The organism is Amycolatopsis panacis (assembly GCF_003600245.1).
Taxonomy (GTDB): Bacteria; Actinomycetota; Actinomycetes; order Mycobacteriales; family Pseudonocardiaceae; genus Amycolatopsis; species Amycolatopsis sulphurea.
On the sequence record NZ_QZFV01000104.1, the window covers coordinates 26,634 to 43,871 of the forward strand.

15 protein-coding genes are annotated in these 17,238 nt (G+C 70.2%); 10 read left to right on the forward strand and 5 right to left on the reverse strand.

Annotation, left to right across the window (positions count from 1 at the left end; all coding sequences use genetic code 11):
* Positions 1-19 precede the first annotated feature (19 nt).
* On the reverse strand, positions 20-1,009 hold the full coding sequence (locus tag D5S19_RS22465; RefSeq protein WP_158605605.1) for a GntR family transcriptional regulator: 990 nt from the start codon (positions 1,007-1,009) through the stop codon (positions 20-22).
* A gap of 220 nt (positions 1,010-1,229) precedes the next feature.
* Between D5S19_RS22465 and D5S19_RS22470 the strand changes: the two genes are divergently transcribed.
* Both D5S19_RS22470 and D5S19_RS22475 read left to right on the forward strand, forming a co-directional pair.
* Positions 1,230-2,894, forward strand: coding sequence for an AMP-binding protein (locus tag D5S19_RS22470; protein ID WP_120025390.1), 1,665 nt, complete (start codon positions 1,230-1,232; stop codon positions 2,892-2,894).
* 28 nt (positions 2,895-2,922) lie between these two features.
* Positions 2,923-4,638: a thiamine pyrophosphate-binding protein gene (locus D5S19_RS22475; RefSeq protein ID WP_120025391.1), complete on the forward strand. Its 1,716-nt coding sequence runs from the start codon at positions 2,923-2,925 to the stop codon at positions 4,636-4,638.
* 552 nt (positions 4,639-5,190) lie between these two features.
* Here the strand turns inward: D5S19_RS22475 and D5S19_RS22480 are convergent.
* The gene (locus D5S19_RS22480; protein WP_120025392.1) at positions 5,191-5,439 is read right to left on the reverse strand and encodes a hypothetical protein; all 249 of its coding nucleotides are present in this window, start codon (positions 5,437-5,439) and stop codon (positions 5,191-5,193) included.
* A 45-nt stretch (positions 5,440-5,484) separates the two neighbouring features.
* Here D5S19_RS22480 and D5S19_RS22485 point away from each other — a divergent pair, with 45 nt between their 5' ends.
* Entirely contained in the window at positions 5,485-5,727 is a 243-nt protein-coding gene (locus D5S19_RS22485; protein WP_120025393.1) for a hypothetical protein, read from the forward strand.
* Positions 5,728-5,818: 91 nt separating this feature from the next.
* A complete protein-coding gene (locus D5S19_RS22490; protein WP_120025394.1) occupies positions 5,819-7,243 on the forward strand; it encodes an amino acid permease in 1,425 nt (474 codons plus the stop codon).
* A 98-nt stretch (positions 7,244-7,341) separates the two neighbouring features.
* Here D5S19_RS22490 and D5S19_RS22495 read toward each other — a convergent pair whose 3' ends face one another.
* Complete coding sequence (locus D5S19_RS22495) at positions 7,342-8,112, reverse strand: hydroxypyruvate isomerase family protein (RefSeq protein WP_120025395.1); 771 nt, start codon at positions 8,110-8,112, stop codon at positions 7,342-7,344.
* Between the two features lie 380 nt (positions 8,113-8,492).
* On the opposite strand from D5S19_RS22495, the gene D5S19_RS22500 reads away from it, so the two are divergent.
* From D5S19_RS22500 to D5S19_RS22525, 6 genes are all read left to right on the forward strand, one after another.
* A complete protein-coding gene (locus D5S19_RS22500; protein ID WP_120025396.1) occupies positions 8,493-9,224 on the forward strand; it encodes a BPL-N domain-containing protein in 732 nt (243 codons plus the stop codon).
* A gap of 143 nt (positions 9,225-9,367) precedes the next feature.
* Positions 9,368-10,126 (forward strand): gamma-glutamyl-gamma-aminobutyrate hydrolase family protein, encoded by a 759-nt coding sequence (locus tag D5S19_RS22505; RefSeq protein WP_120025397.1) that lies wholly within the window; start codon positions 9,368-9,370, stop codon positions 10,124-10,126.
* Entirely contained in the window at positions 10,110-10,892 is a 783-nt protein-coding gene (locus D5S19_RS22510) for an SDR family NAD(P)-dependent oxidoreductase (protein ID WP_120025398.1), read from the forward strand. Before D5S19_RS22505 ends, D5S19_RS22510 begins: the two co-directional genes overlap by 17 nt.
* Positions 10,889-12,244, forward strand: a complete 1,356-nt coding sequence (locus D5S19_RS22515) for a glutamine synthetase family protein (protein ID WP_120025399.1) — start codon at positions 10,889-10,891, stop codon at positions 12,242-12,244. Before D5S19_RS22510 ends, D5S19_RS22515 begins: the two co-directional genes overlap by 4 nt.
* 26 nt (positions 12,245-12,270) lie before the next feature.
* Complete coding sequence (locus D5S19_RS22520) at positions 12,271-13,728, forward strand: APC family permease (protein WP_158605606.1); 1,458 nt, start codon at positions 12,271-12,273, stop codon at positions 13,726-13,728.
* The gene (locus D5S19_RS22525) at positions 13,725-15,197 is read left to right on the forward strand and encodes an aldehyde dehydrogenase family protein (protein WP_158605607.1); all 1,473 of its coding nucleotides are present in this window, start codon (positions 13,725-13,727) and stop codon (positions 15,195-15,197) included. Before D5S19_RS22520 ends, D5S19_RS22525 begins: the two co-directional genes overlap by 4 nt.
* A 121-nt stretch (positions 15,198-15,318) precedes the next feature.
* On the opposite strand, the gene D5S19_RS22530 is transcribed toward D5S19_RS22525, so the two are convergent.
* On the reverse strand, positions 15,319-16,023 hold the full coding sequence (locus D5S19_RS22530) for a FadR/GntR family transcriptional regulator (protein ID WP_158605608.1): 705 nt from the start codon (positions 16,021-16,023) through the stop codon (positions 15,319-15,321).
* 151 nt (positions 16,024-16,174) lie between these two features.
* Positions 16,175-16,885, reverse strand: a complete 711-nt coding sequence (locus D5S19_RS32540; protein ID WP_233574086.1) for an FAD-dependent oxidoreductase — start codon at positions 16,883-16,885, stop codon at positions 16,175-16,177.
* Positions 16,886-17,238: the final 353 nt, after the last annotated feature.

A 17,238-nucleotide genomic window follows, 5' to 3' on the forward strand; every position in this document is an offset into this window, starting at 1 on the left:
TAGGGCACGTTAGCAGGAGTCAACTCCCCCGGACCAGGGACTCCGGCGCGCTTCGGCCCCGTCCGGACGGCCCCGGCGCGAGCGACCGCTGCCGCAGCTCGCCGAGCACCTCCCCGAGCATCCGCACCGACCCCTCGTCCAATACGCCGCCGAACTCGATCACCTGGGTGCCCTCGGCCGCCCCGTCGCCCAGCTCGGGGTGCTCGGCCGGGACCACCAGCACGTCCAGCCCGGCCGGGATCTCCGCCTCCTGGAACGGGATCACCGAGACATGTTTCGAGCCGGCGTCGACCAGCCAGTCGCGGACCTGCTCGGCCTGGTGCTCGGTCGAGTAGTGCACGCCGACCCGGGCCGCGCGCGGCAGCGTCGCGATCCGCATCAGGGTCTGGATGTGCGGCGACACCACCACCGCGACGGTCTCGATGTGCCGGCCCGACCCGCGCACCCAGCGGCGCACCTCGGCGAGGTGGAAGAACGTCGTGACCAGCACGTCGCAGTCGGCGGCCTGTTCGTCCAGCTCGGCGATCAGGCTCGGCCGCACGGTGACGCCCAGCCGCGCGGTGAGCTCCTCGGCGAAGGCGGTGGCGCGTTCTTCGTTGCACTCCACGAAAACCGGGTGCAGCTGGTCACTGCCGGCCTGCAGTGCGAGGTTGACCGCGATGTGGCCGATCTCGTCGGGGGCCAGGCCCAGCTCGACCGCCGCGCGCACCGGTTCCGCGAGCAGCTCGCGCACCTGGTCGCGCTGGGCGGCGTTCAGATCCGGCGCCGCCTTGGCCTTGACCACCGTGCCCGCCGCGCCGTTGCTGGCGATGAGCTGCATGTCCCGTAGCCGCGAGTAGGCCTTCGCGACGGTGTTCCGGTTCACCCGCAGATTCTCCGCGAGCAGCCGCGCCGAGGGCAGGCGCTCGCCGGTCTCCAGCTGCCCGGCCTCGATCAGGTACCGGATCTGCTCGACGATCTGCTGGTACACCGGGGTCGCGGAGCTGCTGCTGAGCCTCACGCTGGCCATCGGCCCACCCCTGTTCCCTGTTTCCGGACTGTCATTGGGACCTCCCCGCCCCCGTGCGGACCGGCATGGCCTGCCGGTCCGTGGATGAGAACAACCCAAAGTATAGGGCCAAACCTGGCGGTGGTTGCCCATATTCGCTCGATATGGCCTACTGTTCTAGGCCAGTTCGCTCGATCGACTGAGCCGCCCGGCTTCGAACCTCGAAGGAAGTGGCGCTGCAATGAACGACTTCCGGTCCCTGAGAACCCCCGGCAATGCGGATCCGGCGGGTTTCCAGGTTCCCGATCATGCCGATCGGGTCCTGCCCGCACTGCTCACCCGGTGGGCCGAGACCGACGGAGACCGCGAGTTCCTCCAATTCGGCGCGGACGCCGCGGTGACCTTCCACGACGTGCAGCTCTCGACGAACCGGATCGCGCACACGCTCAAGAGGCTGGGCCTCGGCGCGGGCGACCGGATCGCGATGCTGGTGCCGAACTGCCTCGAACTGGTGCTGACCTGGTTCGCGGCCGCGAAGCTCGGCGCGGTGGAGGTGCCGGTCAACATTCAGCTGCGCGGCCGGCTGCTCGCCCACGTCCTCGGCAACTCCGGGGCGAGCGTTCTCCTGTGCCACCGAGACTTTCTCGCCGACATCGCGGAAACCGTCGCGGCACAGCCCGGCATCACGACCGTCATCGTCGTCGGCGGCTCGCGCGCCGACGCCACCGAAAGCGGCATCACCACCGATCGCGTCCTCGAATTCCGGGAGCTGACCGAGGGCAGCGCCGCCGCGCTCGACCATCGCCCGCACTACTCGGATCCACTGGCGATTCTGTACACCTCGGGCACCACCGGTCCGGCCAAGGGCGTGGTCATGCCGCACCACCAGTACTACCTGTGGGTCGAGCTGTACGCGGCGAGCCTGGGGCTCACCCGGGAGGACTCGTATTTCACGCCGTTGCCGCTGTTCCACGCCGACGGGCAGCTCTGGGGCGCCTACTTTCCCTTGGTGTACGGCACGAAAGGCACGTTCGCCGAACGTTTCAGCGTCAGCCGGTACTGGCAGCAGGCCCGTGACAGCGATGCGACCGCGACGAACATGCTCGGCGCCATGGCGCACATGCTGTGGAAGCAGCCACCCGGCGCGGCCGACCGTCAGCATTCGCTACGGATCGCGCAGGCGCTCCCGATGATCTCGATGAAGTCCGGTTTCGAGGAGCGTTTCGGGCTGCAGCTGGTCACCGCCTACGGGCAGACCGAGACCAACTGGGTCGCCTACGACACGGCCGGACAGTCGCGGCCCGGCTCGTGCGGCAAGGTCGCCACCGACCACTTCGACGTGCGGGTGGTCGACGAGTTCGACGAGCCGTGCCCGCCGGGGCAGGTCGGCGAGATCGTGGTGCGGCCGCGGAATGCGTGGACGATCTCCCGCGGCTACCACGCGATGCCCACCGAAACCCAGAGTGCCTGGCGGAATCTGTGGTTCCACTCCGGCGACGCCGGGCACCTGGACGCGGACGGCTGGTTGTACTTCGCCGACCGGATCAAGGACGTCATCCGGCGCCGCGGCCAGAACATCTCGGCGTTCGAACTCGAATCGGTCGTCGGCGAGCACCCGCTCGTCGTGGAAAGCGCGGCGGTCGCGGTCGCGTCCGAACTGAGCGAAGAGGACGTGCTGCTGATCGTCGTCGCCGCCGAGGGGTCCGCGCTGACGCCCGGCGACGTGCTCGCGCACTGCGTCGACCAGCTGCCGAAGTTCATGGTGCCGCGCTACGTCGAGGTGCGCACCGGCACCCTGCCGCGGACGCCGACGGAGAAGATCGCCAAGACCGAGCTCCGGCGCCGTGGGCTGACCGCCGGGACCTGGGACGCCGAAGCCGACCGATACGTCGGCACGCACAGCTGACCGCCCACTTCCCCGAGGAGAATTCACCGTGCCCAAGCCATCCACCGTCGCCCAAGCGGTCGCGGCATTCCTGGCGCAAGCCGGGGTCCGGCGGGTCTACGGACTCACCGGCAGCCACATCAAGCCGATCTGGGAAGCGGTCACCCACGCCGGCCTGCAGGTGGTCGACGTCCGGCACGAGGCCGCCGCCGTCCACATGGCACAGGCCGAAGCCGACCTCACCGGACGGCTCGCGGTCGCCACGGTCACCACCGGGCCCGGCCTGACGAACGCCGTCACCGGCATCGCCGCCGCCGGCTACGCCCGTTCGCCGATCCTGGTGCTGTCCGCGGTTCCGCCGAGCGATCAGCTCGGCCTCGGCGCGCTCGAAGAACTCGATCAAGCCGAGCTGGTCGCTCCCCTCACCCGCTTCGCCCGGACCGTCCGGCACGACCGGCAGGTGCTGCCGTTCCTGCACGCCGCCGTCGCCGCCGCGCTCGGGGAGGACGGCCCCGCCGGTCCGTCCTATCTGGACTTTCCCGTGGACGTCCTGCGCGGCGCCGCACGGTGGTACCGCCCGGACGAGCCGACCAGGGCCCGTAACGCCGCCGGCCCGGTGAATCCCGACCACGGAGCACTCCACGCCGCCGCCGCGGCCATCCGGGAAAGCCGCCGCCCCATCGTGATCAGCGGTCGCGGCGCCGCGGAGCACCCGCCCGCGCTCGTGGACTTCCTGGACGCGACCGGGGCCCTCTACCTCGACACCCCGGAAAGCCGCGGCCTGGTGCCTCCCACGCACGCCGGTTATGTCCCGGCCGTCCGTTCCGCCGCGATGGCCCAGGCCGACACGGTGATCACGATCGGCAGGCGGCTGGACTTCTCGCTCGGTTACGGCTCCCCCGCGGTCTTCCGGTCCGCGCGCACGTTCGTCCGCATCGGCCGTACCTTCGAGGAGCTGACGGAAAACCGGGCACCCGACGTCGAGGTGAAGGGCGATCCCGGCCGGGTTCTTCCCGCGCTGAACGGCCTGGACCTCACGCCGCACGATCCCGACACCGAGTGGCACTCGCAACTGCGCGCGGACGACCACCGGCGGCGGGACGACTGGGCCGGCAAGGCCCGCGCCACCCCGTACGGCCCGGACGGCCGCATCCACCCGAACGCGATGCTCGAAGTCCTCAACCGCACCCTCGACGACCCGTCGGCCCTGCTCATCGCCGATGGCGGCGACATCCTGTCGTTCGCGCGGGTGGGCCTGCGCCCGCCCGCCCGGCTGGACACCGGCACGTTCGGCTCGCTCGGCGTCGGCGTGCCCTTCGCCGTGGCCGCTTCCCTGATCCACCCCGGCCGCCGCGTCGTCGCCGTGATCGGGGACGGCGCGTTCGGCTTCAACGCACTCGAACTCGACACCGCCCGGCGGTCGGGTGCGCAGCCGGTGTTCATCATCGCCAACAACCAGGCGTGGAACATCGAACGCCTGGACCACGTGGAGAACTACGCCTCGAACCCGCACTTCAACACCGAATTGCCGGGCTGCCGCTACGACCGCCTCGCCGACGCGCTCGGGCTGCACGCCCAGCACGTCACCCGGATCGAGGACCTGGCCCCGGCCATCCGCCTCGCGCTGGCGAACGCGCCGGCCCTGATCGACGTGCAGACCAGCGGCGAGGTGCCCTCCCCCGACTTCCGGGCGGGGCTGGCGGATCTGCCGGATCTGCACGTATTGGGCGGATGGGACGCGGCGGAGCGGGAAGGTCTCGGGTGAGAGTCTTCGTGACCTGATCGGCGCGTTCACGCCGATCAGGTCACGCCCGGCCGTCGCGGTCACTCCGAGCCGGTGAAATCCGGGACCTCGTCCTTCATCACCGCAAGCAGCTCCTCCCCTCGGGTGAGGTGCACTCGCGACCCGGATGTTCCGGGCCGGCACACCGGTGTTGAGCAGCCGCACGACCACCTTCAGCAAGAGCAGATCGTGCACCGTGTACGAACGGCCCGTCCGGGTGCCGCCGCTCGGCACGACCAGCCCGGTCTGAGCCCCGAGACCTGGCGGATCGCTTCGCCGTCGTGGCGGGGAACGACTCGCAAAGCCGCACGCTGAAAACTCGCGTCCACGTTCATGCCTCCTCTGCCGTACGCAAGCGCAGCCGCAGCCGGCGCGATTGTCCCTCCAGGGCACGCGGTGTCAGCGCACAGCCGACGACCGTTCGGCCATCGGACGCAGGACTTCGAGTTCGGCCAGCAGCGCCTGCGCTTCCAGTCTCCGTCGCGGTCAGGAAGCGGCGCCAGACGTTCGGGAACACCTCGACACAATCGTCGGTCACCCAGCCGGCCAGGACTGCTGCCGCAGCACATAGCCGCGGCGCCGGAAGATCTCCCGGGTCTCCACCCAGGCTCCGACCACGGTCTGGCAGTACGCGGCGATTTCCCTCGTCACCAGCCGCCGGCTCGGCCCGGAGAACCCCGCCACACGCAGTTGCTCGAACAACGCGGCGTCTCCTTCGGCGCCGTCGTCGGCGCCGTCGCCGATCTGCGTTGTGCGCCCCTCCCGACTGCGGTCGTCGGACAAGGTCCTCTGTCGTGGGCGACGGCCGAACCCACACGCCACTCCATCATGAAAGAGGTCGCTTCCTTGATCGCGATCGCACTCTGCGAAGTAGTCCTCGCCGGGCTGATGTGCCGGCTTGTTCTCCGGCTGGCCCGCAACGCGCAGCTGCGTTCCATCCGGATCAGCGCCCGCCGCAACATCGGCACCGAATTCCGGCTCGAACGCGGCAACGGCCGTCTCGTACGGTCGAGAACGGTCCGCGCGTCCGACCGACGTCAGGCAGGGCGGCCCGCTGATCCATTCGGATGATCACCGTCGCGCGCCACCGCCGGCCCGCGCGTAACGGCCTACCCTCGGCGAATTCGGCAGCAGGTCCGCGGCACGAGAAAGAAGACGATCGATGGCCGATCGCGGTACGGCGCAGAGCACGGGGAATCCGGACACCGGCAGCGATTCTCCCGCGGGCGGCGGCAAGAAGCTCCGGTCCCGGCACATCACGATGATCGCGCTCGGCGGGATCATCGGGGCGAGCCTGTTCGTCGGTTCGGGCAACGTAGTGCGGTCGGTTGGCCCCGCGGCAGTCGTGTCGTACCTGCTCGGCGGGCTGCTCGTGTTCCTCGCCATGCGAATGCTCGGCGAGATGGCCGCGGCGCGCCCGGCAATCGGGTCGTTCATGGAGTACGCCAGGGCCGGGCTCGGCGACTGGGCGGGCTATCTCGTCGGCTGGCTGTACTGGTACTACTGGATCGGCGTCATCGCGTTCGAATCGGTGGTCGGCGGCTCGGTGCTCGACAGCTGGTTCCCGGCCGTGCCGCAGTGGGTGTTCTCCGTGGTGCTACTGCTGGTTTTCACCACCACGAACCTCGTCTCCGCCCGTTCCTTCGGCGAGGTCGAGTACTGGCTGGCCGGCATCAAGGTCGCCGCGATCGTGGTATTCCTCAGCGTGGGCGCGCTGTTCGCGTTCGGGCTCTGGCCGAAGGCGCACTTCGCGCTCCCGAACCTCTGGACGCACGGCGGATTCGCGCCGAACGGCTGGTGGCCCGTGCTCAGCGGGGTGGCGATCGTGATCTTCTCCTACTTCGGCACCGAGATCGCGGTGATGGCCGCGGCCGAATCGGAAGACCCGGCCAGGGGCGTGCGGCAGGCAGTGAGCACGGTGATCTGGCGGATCCTGCTCTTCTTCGTCGGAGGGGTGCTGCTGATCGTCACCATCGTGCCGTGGAACGAGCTGCCGGATCCCAAGCGGGAAGGGCCGTTCGCGCACGCCTTCGCGCTGTTCGGGCTGCCCGGCGCCGGACTGGTGATGAACGCGGTGGTCCTCACCGCCGCGTGTTCTGTACTCAATTCAGGGTTGTATTCGGCGAGCCGGATGTTCTCCGCACTCGCCGAACAGGGGCTCGCACCGCGTTTCGTGGCGCGCGAGAGCAAAGCGGGCGTACCGGCCGTGGCCGTGCTGGCGTCCACCATCGGCGGCTACGTCGCGGTCGTCGTCAACTTCGTCGCGCCGGGTTCCGGCATCTTCGATTTCATCATGAACTCCGCGGGCCTGGTCGCGTTGTTCGTCTACACCTTCATCGCGTGCACCCAGATGCGGATGCGGCACAAGATGACGCCCGAGCAGCGCGCCGGACTGAAACCGCGGATGTGGCTGCACCCGTGGCTGGGCATCCTGACCGTGGCCGGCGTCGTCGCGATCGTCGCAGTCATGCTCCTGACCGATGACGACGCTCGCACCCAGGTGTGGACGAGCATCGTGTCTCTCGCGGTGATCGCTGCGTTCTGGCCGCTTGTGCGGAGGCAGCTGCGTCGGCGTGGGGTTGGGTGAGCGTCGGGAGTGCGGGTCTGGTGTTCGGGACGGTCGACGGGGCATCGTCGGATGTGCCGGGGCTTGATGCCCCACCACCCCGCGACCGGTACAGCTCTTCAGCAGCCCCGCCGTTCCCGCGGCAGCCACTCCAGCGAGTCCACTGTGGATCCGTCCGGTTCGTACTCCACCCCGACGTGGCCGCGGTAACCCGCCGCCTGCAGTTTCTCCAGGCATCCGGCCAGATCCAGCTGCCCGGTACCCGGCTGGTGCCGCCCCGGGGCGTCGGCGATCTGCACGTGCCCGATCCGCGGCGTGTGCGCAGCGATCACCGATCCGAGGTCGTCGCCGTTGACCGCCAGGTGGTACAGATCGGCCAGCAACCGCACGTTGTCCAGCCCGATCCGGTCAAGCACGGCCAGCACATCAGCAGCCGTCCGAAGTGGATAGTCCGACACCCCGGACAGCGGCTCGATCACAAGTTGCGCACCGATCCCGTCCGCCGCCTCCGCCGCCGCACGCAACTGAACCAGCGCCACATCGTCCTGTTCGGACGGTCGAACGCCCGGAATCCGGTTGCCATACAAAGCATTGAAGCTTCGACATCCAAGACGCTCGGCAATCCCGACCGCGATCGTCAGCGCGGCCCGGAACTCCGCCTCCCGGCCGACCCAGGAAACCAGCCCGCGCTCCCCCGCCGCCAGGTCGCCCGCGTAGAAGTTGAGCCCAGTCAGCTGCACCCCGGCCCGCTCGATGGACCGCACGAACCCGGCCACCTCGGCAGGCCCCGGGTCGGCACTGTCGAACGGCCACCAGAACTCGACCGCCGCGAACCCCGCCTCCCGCGCCGCCGACGCGCGCTCAAGCAGGGGAAGTTCGGTGAACAGCATCGACAGGTTCGCGGTGTAACGCAGCTCGGCTCCCCTGGTTCGAATCGCGGAGGCTTTCTTCCGTCGATCGAGACTACGTTCCGGCTGTGGAGCGGTCAACGGACGGGCATGCCGGATGAGACCAGACTCAGCGGGCGCGGCGACCGGAGGAACTCCTCTCAGAGTTGGATGATCTCCTGAACTCGGAGCTGAGCGAAGAGGATGCTCAACGAATCCGGATGGAGGATTGCTGGTTCGCAGGCCTGCGGACCGACGACACCCAGCATAGATCGACTCGCCCCTCAAACGTGGTGTCACAGCAGTTCGAGCGACCACGCGCCGTGCCACGCGGTATCATCGTGAGCACGGTGCGTAACCCGCCACGGTAAGGGAGGGTCCCGATGGAGCAGCGGCGATTCCTGCCCGGCGCCCGGGTCTCCCCCAGCACCGTGCCCGGGATCGCAGTAGCCGATACGGAATCCCAGCCGCTCGCCCTCGTCTATCGCGGCCCCGCATCGACCGACGACTGTCCCGAAGCGGTCGCCGCGCTGCTGGACGGCCAGTACCGCGTCGCGTACATCGGTCCGGACGAGGAATACCCGCTCACCGCGTATTCGCTGGCGAAAGCGGCGCTCTACGCGCAGCCGGGCGGCGGCAGCCTCGCCCCGGCCTGGCGGTCGATGCGCGACTACGCCGACGACATCCGCGCGTACGTCCAGGGTGGCGGAAACTACGTCGGTTTCTGCCTTGGTGGTTACCTCGCCGGGGCGTCGCCGGGCTTCACCCTGCTCCCGGGCGACGCCAACGAATACGTCGGTTCCTCAGGCTCAGACCTGGATTCGACGGCCGACACCGTGCTCACCGTGACCTGGCGAGGCGCACAGCGGCCGCTGTTCTTCCAGGACGGACCGTTGTTCACGCTCGACAACGGCGCCCCGGCGACCGTGCTCGCGACTTATCCGAGCGGCGCCGTCGCGGCCGTCGTCGCGCCGTGCGGCAAGGGCAAGGTCGGCGTCGTCGGACCGCATCCGGAGGCCGACGAGACCTGGTTCAGCGAAGCCGTGCTGCCCAGCTCCGGCGCTGTGCACCCGGAGCTGGGCCGAGACCTCGTCGCCACCACCGTCGCCCGGTGATCCCGGGGCCCGGAAGGAGGCCGTGAAGGGTCCCTTCACGGACGCTGAGGCTGTGAAGGGTCCCTTCACGGCTTACGGCAGAGCGCCCGAACCCGCGGGAAGGGGGTTTGACCCGAGGGGTTAAAGGTTCTAATCTCATTCCTATGTTCCATAAGCCTCTGATCGGGATCAGCGGGCGCCGGCAGCTCGCCGGGCCCGGGTTCCCGCCGGTGGTCGAAGACGCGTCCGTGGAGGTGTTCTTCGCCGACTACGCGCGTTCGGTGGCCGCCGCCGGTGGCGTCCCGGTGCTGCTCAGCGCCGAGAGCGAACCGGCCGGGGTGGCCGGGTGGCTCGACGGGCTGGTGCTGTCCGGGGGAGCCGATCTCGACCCCCGCGGTTACGGGCGCACGCCGGGGCCGCAGGCCGGTCCGGCCGAGCCGCGCCGGGACGAGTTCGAGTTCGCGCTGCTCGACGCGGCGTGGGCGAGCGGGCTCCCGATTCTCGGCATCTGCCGGGGCGCGCAGCTGATCAACGTCGCCCGCGGTGGCACGCTCGTGCCGCACCTGCCGCCGGATGCCGGGGAAGGGCACAGTTTCCTCGGCTATCCGCGCAACCACCGGGCGCATCCGGTGGCGTTCACCGCCGGGTCGGTGCCGCACTCGCTGTTCGGCGCGGGAATCTCCGTCAACAGCCTGCACCACCAGGCGGTCGAGGAAGTCGGCGAAGGCCTCCGCGCGATCGGCCGGGCACCGGACGGCGTGATCGAGGCGATCGAAGCCGAGCACGCGCCGGTGCTCGGTGTCCAGTGGCATCCGGAGATGTTCGACGAGCCGGATCCACTGTTCTTCTGGCTCGTCGACCGGGCACGGCGGGACCGCCGCGAACCGCACTCCAGGGAGAGGGATTATGTCGCCATCGCTTGAGCAACGCCACACAGGCCGGGTCGCGTTCGTGACCGGTGCCGGGTCCGGGATCGGCCGCGGGATCGCCCGTCGGCTCGGTGCCGAGGGCGCGCGGGTCGCCTGTGTGGACCTCGACCACGCGCGGGCGGTGGAGACCGCCAAGGCGATCGAGGACGCCGGGGGCACCGCGCTCGGGCTGGCCGCGGACGTGCGCGACCGCGCCACGGTGAAGGCCGCGTTCGAGGCCACCGCCACGGCCTGGGACCGGTTCGACTACCTGGTCAACAACGCGGGCCTGATCACGATGTCCTCGCTGGAGGAGCTGACCGACGAGGAATGGGACCTGGTCCTCGACGTCAACCTCAAGGGCGTCTACGTGGTCACCCAGCTGGCCATCCCGTACTTCCGCGAGGCCCAGCGCGGCGCGGTGGTCAATCTGTCCACTGTGGAGGCCGAAGTGGTGGTCTCCTCGCAGGGCTTCGCGCAGGTGCACTACAACGCGTCCAAGGGCGGAGTCAAGATGCTGACCAAGGCCCTCGCCGTGGAGCTGGCGCGCCACCAGGTCCGGGTCAACGCGGTCGCGCCCGGCCCGGTGCCCACCAACTTCCTGCCCGGCCTGGACCTGAACTCGCCGGAGGTGCTGGAAGCCATGCAGTCGCGGCTGCTGGTGCAGCGGCTGGGCACCCCCGACGACATCGCCGCCGCGGTTTCCTTCCTGCTCTCCGACGACGCCTCCTACATCAGCGGCGCGCAGCTGCCGGTCGACGGCGGGTGGCTGGCCCGATGACCGGCCCGCTCGAACTGTCCGAACTGGACGCTCTGGGCATCGACACGGTCGTGGTCGCCGGCGTCGACCTCTACGGCAAGCTGTTCGGCAAGCGGATGCCGGTGCGTTCGTTCCGCCGCATCGGCGAAGCCGGGCTGCACGTGTGCACCTGCGTGTACGCCTGGGACGTCACGCAGGATCTGGACGAGCTGCAGGTCGACTTCGCCGGCGCGCACACCGGCTGGCACGACTTCCGGCTGCGGCCCGATCTCGGCACGTTGCGCCGGGCCGCCTGGCTGGAGGACACCGCGATCTGCCTCGCCGATTCGGTCGACGAGCACACCGGCGAGCCGCTGCCGATCGCCCCGCGAAGCGTGCTGGGCGAACAGATCCGGCGGCTGCGGGGCGACGGGCTCACCGCGCACACGGCCACCGAGCTGGAATTCCACCTCTACCACGGCACCCCGGACGAACTCCGCCGCGCCGGGTACCACGACCTCTCCCCCACCACGCTCGCGCGCTCGGACTACGCGATCGCGCCGGGCAACGCGCTGGAGCCGTTCTTCCGCACGGTCCGCCGGGCACTGGAGGCGAGCGGGATCCCGGTCGAGGTGGCACAGGCCGAATACGGCCTCGGCCAGTGGGAGATCAACCTCGAATACGGCGACGCGCTGGAGACAGCGGACCGGCACGTGCTGTACAAGAGCGCGATCCAGGAACTCGCCCGCGCCCACGGGATGACGGCCACCTTCATGGCCCGGCCGCTCACCGACGGGATGGGCTCGTCCTGCCACCTGCACGCGTCGATCGAGGACGTCGAGGGCGGGCACCCGTTCTACGACGCGGCGGCGGCCCGCACCGTCGCGCCCGCCTTGCGGCACGCCGTAGGCGGTCTGCTCCAGCACACCCCGGACCTGATGCTCTGGTACGCACCGACGATCAATTCGATGCGCCGCCTGCTCAGCACCGATTTCGCCGGAAACGGGCTGACCTGGGGCTTCGACAACCGCACCACCACCTGCCGGCTGATCACCGGCGCCCCGGAGGCCAACCGGCTGGAGATGCGGCTGCCCGGCGCGGACGTCAACCCGTACCTGGCCACCGCCGCGGTCCTGGCGAGCATGCGGGACGGCCTGTCCCACGGCACCGAGCCCGGCGAGCCCAGCCTCGGAGACGCCTACGCCGGGCAGGACACCGGCCTGCCGGAGACGCTGGCGGAGGCGGCAGAGCGATTCGACCGCAGCGCCTTCACCGCCGCGGCCTTCGGCAAGGACGTCGCCAAGCACTACGCCGACGTCGCCCGCAACGAATGGCGGGTCTTCCTCCGCTCGGTCGGCGATTGGGACCGGGAACGGTATTTCGAAAGCATTTAGTCCCCACACCCCCCAGGTGGTCAGTCATGGCGAACAACGACGTTTCCGGTCTGCACAAGGGAGTTCTCGGCCAGGGTGAGGTGATCTTCCAGGCGGTCAGCCATCTCGGCCCCGCGCTGGGGATCATCGTCATCGGCCCGCAGCTGGCCGGGCTGGTCGGTGCCGCGGTCCCGTTGATCCTGCTGATGGCGCTGGTCGCCATTCTGCTCACCGGGCTCTGTGTCTCGATGCTCGCCCGCAAGCTCCCGTCGTCGGGCGGGTACTACAGCTACGTCAGTCACGGCCTCGGCGAACGGGCCGGGTTCGTGACCGCGTGGGCGTATTTCCTCTACGACCCGCTGATCCCGACCATCGCCACGCTGTTCACCGCGGGCATTCTCGAACCGGTCATCGAGCAGAACCTGGGCTTCCACCTGCCGTGGTGGGTGATCGTGCTGGTGCTGCTCGCGATCGTGCACTTCGCCACGGTGCGCGGGATCCAGCCCTCGGCCCGGCTGACCGTCGCGGTCGGGATCGCGGAAAGCCTGATCATCGTGGCGTTCGCGGTGTTCCTGCTGGTGCGCACGGGATCCGCGGCGTTCACCTTCGATCCGTTCCGGCTCTCGGGCACCGGATCGAGCACGAACACGGTGTTCCTCGCCTTCGCCTTCGGCGTCCTGTTGTTCACCGGTTTCGAATCGGCGGCGCCGCTGGCCGAGGAGACCGCGAACCCGCGGCGGGCCATCCCCCGCACCGTGGTGATCTCGATCATCGCGGTCGGCTCGGTGTGGGTGCTGGCCGGCTACGCGATGGTGGTCGGCTGGGGCACCGGTTCGCTCGCGGACATCGGTGCCGGGGAGAACGCGTTCTTCGCCCTCGCCGACCGGTTCTCCGGCTGGGCGTGGCTGCTGCTCGCCCTGGCCCTGCTGAACTCGTCGCTGGCCTCCGCGCTGGCTGGGCAGAATGCCGGCGCGCGGGTGCTGTACACGCTGGGGCGCAGCGGAATCCTGCCCCGGCGGCTGGCCGCGGTGCACCCGAAGCACCGGACCCCGGTCGCCGCGCTCACCGCTACCACACTGCTCAACGTCGCGGTCTGCCTCGGCGTCGGGTTCTGGCTCACGCCGACCGGCGCGTTCAGCTTCGTCGGGCTGTTCGTCACGCTCGGCGTGATCGTGGTGTACGTGCTGGGGAACCTCTCGGTGATCCGGTTGTTCCGCACCCGGTTCCGCGCCGAATGGCATCCGGTCAAGCACGTGCTCCTGCCGGTGCTGGCGAGCGCGATCCTGCTGGTCGGCCTGTACTACACGGTCTGGCCGTTCCCGGTCTGGCCGCTGAACCTCGCCGCCGCGATCGTGGCCGGCTGGCTCGTGCTCGGCCTGGTGCTCTCGCTCGTGCTGTGGCGGACCCGCCGTGAGGGCCTCATCGCGGCCGCGCAACTGCTCACCGACACCACCGGCGAAACCGAATCCCCCGTCCCGTCGACCGCGAAGGACCCGACTCCGTGACCACCACCGTCACCCTGCCCGCTCAGCGCGACCTCATCGACGGGCAGTGGTCCGTCCCCGCGGAGCTGCCGGAGGCGCCCCTGTGCCACCCGGACACCGGGGAGCTGCTGCAGGCTCGGACGCAGACCGCGCCGGACGCGGTGCACCGGGCGATCGCCGCAGCGGAATCCTTGCACCGCAAGGGTTCCTGGCGCACCAGCCCGATCACCGACCGGATCGCCTTCCTGCGGCGGGTCGCCGCGGCACTCGAAGCACGGCTCGACGAGATCGCCGCGGCCGATTCGCTCACCAGCGGGGTCGTCCGCACGGTCACCGGGATGTTCGCCGACGGACTGCCGGACGTGTTCCGCGCGGCGGCGACCCGCCTGGCCGCCGAGCAGGGCGAGCAGAGCCTCTCCGGTTCGAGCGGACCGGTGCGGCTGCTGCACCTTCCGTGGGGGCCGACGGCGGTGATCGCCCCGTGGAACGCGCCGACGTTCACCGTCGCGAAGAAGACCGCCTTCGCGCTCGCTGCCGGGGCACCGGTGATCGCCAAACCGTCCGGCTGGGCACCGTCCGGACCGGTGCTGTTCGCCGAGGTACTGGCCGGGGCCATCGCGGACGCCGAGGCGCCCCCGGCGTTGTTCCAGCTCGTACACGGCGACTCCGAAACCGGGCAGCTGCTCGCCCAGGACTCGCGGATCCGCGCGCTCGCGTTCACCGGGGGCCGGGTGGCGGGGGCCGAGATCGCCCGCGCCGCCGCCGGGCACAGCACCGCGCTGCAGCTGGAACTCGGCAGCAACAACCCGGTCGTGGTGCGGGCCGACGCCGACGTGGCCGCCACCGCGGACGCGCTCGTGCGCGGCTTCACCAAGCTCAACGGGCAATGGTGCGAAAGCCCCGGCAGCGTGTTCGTCCCGGCGGAGCTGCACGACGCGTTGCGGGACGCGATCCTCGACCAGCTGCGGACGATCCGGCTCGGCAGTTGCCTCGACCCGACGTCGACGATGGGACCGCAGGCCAACCGCCCGCAGTTCGACCGGGTCGCCGACGCGGTGAAAAGGCTGACGCAGGACGGCGCGACCGCGACCAGCACCACCGAGCTGCCCGATCTGCCGGGCTGGTTCCACGCCCCGGCGGTCGTGCACGACGCGGACCCCGGAGACACGCTGGACGAGATCTTCGGCCCGGTCCTGACCCTGCACCGCACGCACAGTGACCGCGAAGCGGTCGAACTGGCCAACCGCTGCCACACCGGGCTGGCCGGGTATGTGTTCGGTACCGATCTGGACGCCGCCTTCGTTCTGGGCGCTGAGCTGGACTGCGGGGAAGTCAAGATCAACGGCACCAGCGTGCTGGACCTGCACCCCGAGTCGACGCAGGGGTTCTGGGGCGGTAGCGGCACCGGCGCGCACGGCGACGCCGAGCTGCTGCGGTTCTTCCGGGGCGCGCGGATCGTCGGCGTGGACAATCCGGCCTTCCCGATCTGACCCCTCGTTCCGCTGGCAGGGCTGTGAAGGGACCCTTCACGGACGCTGAGGCTGTGAAGGGTCCCTTCACAGCCAACCCACCTCACGAGCGGGACGGACCTGCGCGGCGGGGAACTGCGCGTCAGGTGCGCACGCCGCTGCCGAACACCACTTCGTGCAGTTCGAGGCGGGTCTGCTCCAGGTGTGCCTCCATCGCGCTCGCGGCCAGCCCCGCGTTGCGGTCGCGGACCGCCTCGTACACCGCGGTGTGCCCGGCCCGGCTCGTCTCCACCAGCTCGGTGTAGACGAGCCGGTCGACCGGGACGAACATCTCGCCGCGGGCCTGGCCGATCGCGGTTTCCAGGCGCTTGTTGCGCGCGGCGCGGGCCAGGGTGCTGTGGAACGCGGCGTCGGCGGCCCGGAACGACGTGCGGCTGTCCGCGTCGGCCAGCTGGGCGATGCTGGTGGCGAGGGCGGCCAGGTGTGCCTCCGTCCGGCGCCCGGCGGCCAGCGCGGCCGCCCGAGCCTCCAGGCCGATCCGCAGATCGAGGATGTCGCCCAGCTCGTCCACGCGGCTGCGCATCTGGCGGACCCAGTCGTCGTAGGGCCGGTTCAGCTCGGTGACGAAGGTGCCGCCGGTCGCGCCGCGCCGGACCTCGACGTAACCACCCGCCTGCAGCAGGCGGATCGCCTCGCGCAGGCTGACCCGTCCGACGCCCATCCGCTCCGACAGCTCGCGCTCCGGCGGCAGCCGGTCCCCCGGCCCCAGCTCCCCGGAGTGGATCAGCGTGCGCACCCGCCGCGCGATGTCCTCGCTGACGGTCGACGAGGTCAACTCGAAGTCCATAGGTACCACATTAGAGCCAAACCGCGCCGTGGCCACTCTTCCTGTCCCCCAGATCACCCGTCCGCTCCATGACGGGCGGCGGGATCGCGGCCCCGACCGTCCACTTGAGACCACCTCACCCGGCCGCGGTACCGGGGAATACGCGGGAGATTCAGGACTCCGGGTGCCCGCTGCCGTCGAGCAGATCCGCGGCGGCGCCGTCGAGCGCGGCCGCAGTTTCGATCGAGCGTGGCAGCATCGTTTTTTCGTAGACGCGGATCGCATCCTCGACCGTGGCGGCGTTCGCCAGGGCGAGCGCGAGTTCACTGGCGTCGAGCATGGCGAGGTTGACACCTACGCCGAGTGGCGGCATCAGATGCGCCGCATCGCCCAGGAGGGTCACCGACCGGTGATGGTCCCAGGTGTGCGGCACCGGGAGGGCGAAGATCGGGCGATCGACGTAGGGGCCGTCATTGTCGGTGATCAACCGCAGCAGCCGGGGCGACCAGTGCGCGTACTCTTCCAGCAGCAGCGCCCGGATGCCTTCGGCGGGCAATCCGGTGCTGGACATCCAGTCCGCCGGTGTCCGCCGGATGAGGTAGACGCGGATGTGGTCGCCACTGTTGCGCTGGGCGAACATCCCGCGTTCGCAGTCGGCCGCGGCGGCACTGCCCTGGCCGACCAGCTCGGCGATCTCCGGATGCCGACCGGTCACGCCGGAGGACCACGCCTCCACGAAGCTCACCCCGGTGTACTCCGGAACCGCCGGGGACACCGCCCGGCGCACCCGGGAGAAGGCACCGTCGGCGCCGATCACCAGATCCGCCTCGGCCGTGGTGCCGTCCGCGAAGAGGCCGGCGCCGCTCGGGTCGAGCTGGCGCATCTCCTGCCAGGCCGCGAAAGCGCCGCACGCAAAGCCGCGGCCTCCGCATTCACCATGGCGCGGATCTTGCCCGCCCCGAGCACGCCGAGCACCAGGCCGATCGGCCCGGTCATCGCGAAGCCGAGCACCACCGTGCACGACCCGTCGACGCTCCGCCGGGGGCAAGGCTGTGAAGGGTCCCTTCACGGACTCCCAGGCCAGGGCCCCGGCAAAGTCGGTGTAGAGGTCCGTGAAGGGACCCTTCACGGACTCTGAGGCTGTGAAGGGACCCTTCACAGACCCGAAACCGGTCCGGCGCACGCCACGAGGTGGTCGCACACACCTCCGCATCGCCCACTGCCGGGCCCCGACCC

What these genes read in the sequence shown, in the direction of transcription:
- D5S19_RS22465 (WP_158605605.1), bottom strand. Translation starts at nt 1,009, where the DNA reads ATGGCCAGCGTGAGGCTCAGCAGCAGCTCCGCGACCCCGGTGTACCAG.
- D5S19_RS22470 (WP_120025390.1), top strand. Translation starts at nt 1,230, where the DNA reads ATGAACGACTTCCGGTCCCTGAGAACCCCCGGCAATGCGGATCCGGCG.
- D5S19_RS22485 (WP_120025393.1), top strand. Translation starts at nt 5,485, where the DNA reads ATGAAAGAGGTCGCTTCCTTGATCGCGATCGCACTCTGCGAAGTAGTC.
- D5S19_RS22490 (WP_120025394.1), top strand. Translation starts at nt 5,819, where the DNA reads ATGGCCGATCGCGGTACGGCGCAGAGCACGGGGAATCCGGACACCGGC.
- D5S19_RS22495 (WP_120025395.1), bottom strand. Translation starts at nt 8,112, where the DNA reads ATGCTGTTCACCGAACTTCCCCTGCTTGAGCGCGCGTCGGCGGCGCGG.
- D5S19_RS22500 (WP_120025396.1), top strand. Translation starts at nt 8,493, where the DNA reads ATGGAGCAGCGGCGATTCCTGCCCGGCGCCCGGGTCTCCCCCAGCACC.
- D5S19_RS22505 (WP_120025397.1), top strand. Translation starts at nt 9,368, where the DNA reads ATGTTCCATAAGCCTCTGATCGGGATCAGCGGGCGCCGGCAGCTCGCC.
- D5S19_RS22510 (WP_120025398.1), top strand. Translation starts at nt 10,110, where the DNA reads ATGTCGCCATCGCTTGAGCAACGCCACACAGGCCGGGTCGCGTTCGTG.
- D5S19_RS22515 (WP_120025399.1), top strand. Translation starts at nt 10,889, where the DNA reads ATGACCGGCCCGCTCGAACTGTCCGAACTGGACGCTCTGGGCATCGAC.
- D5S19_RS22520 (WP_158605606.1), top strand. Translation starts at nt 12,271, where the DNA reads ATGGCGAACAACGACGTTTCCGGTCTGCACAAGGGAGTTCTCGGCCAG.
- D5S19_RS22530 (WP_158605608.1), bottom strand. Translation starts at nt 16,023, where the DNA reads ATGGACTTCGAGTTGACCTCGTCGACCGTCAGCGAGGACATCGCGCGG.
- D5S19_RS32540 (WP_233574086.1), bottom strand. Translation starts at nt 16,885, where the DNA reads ATGCGCCAGCTCGACCCGAGCGGCGCCGGCCTCTTCGCGGACGGCACC.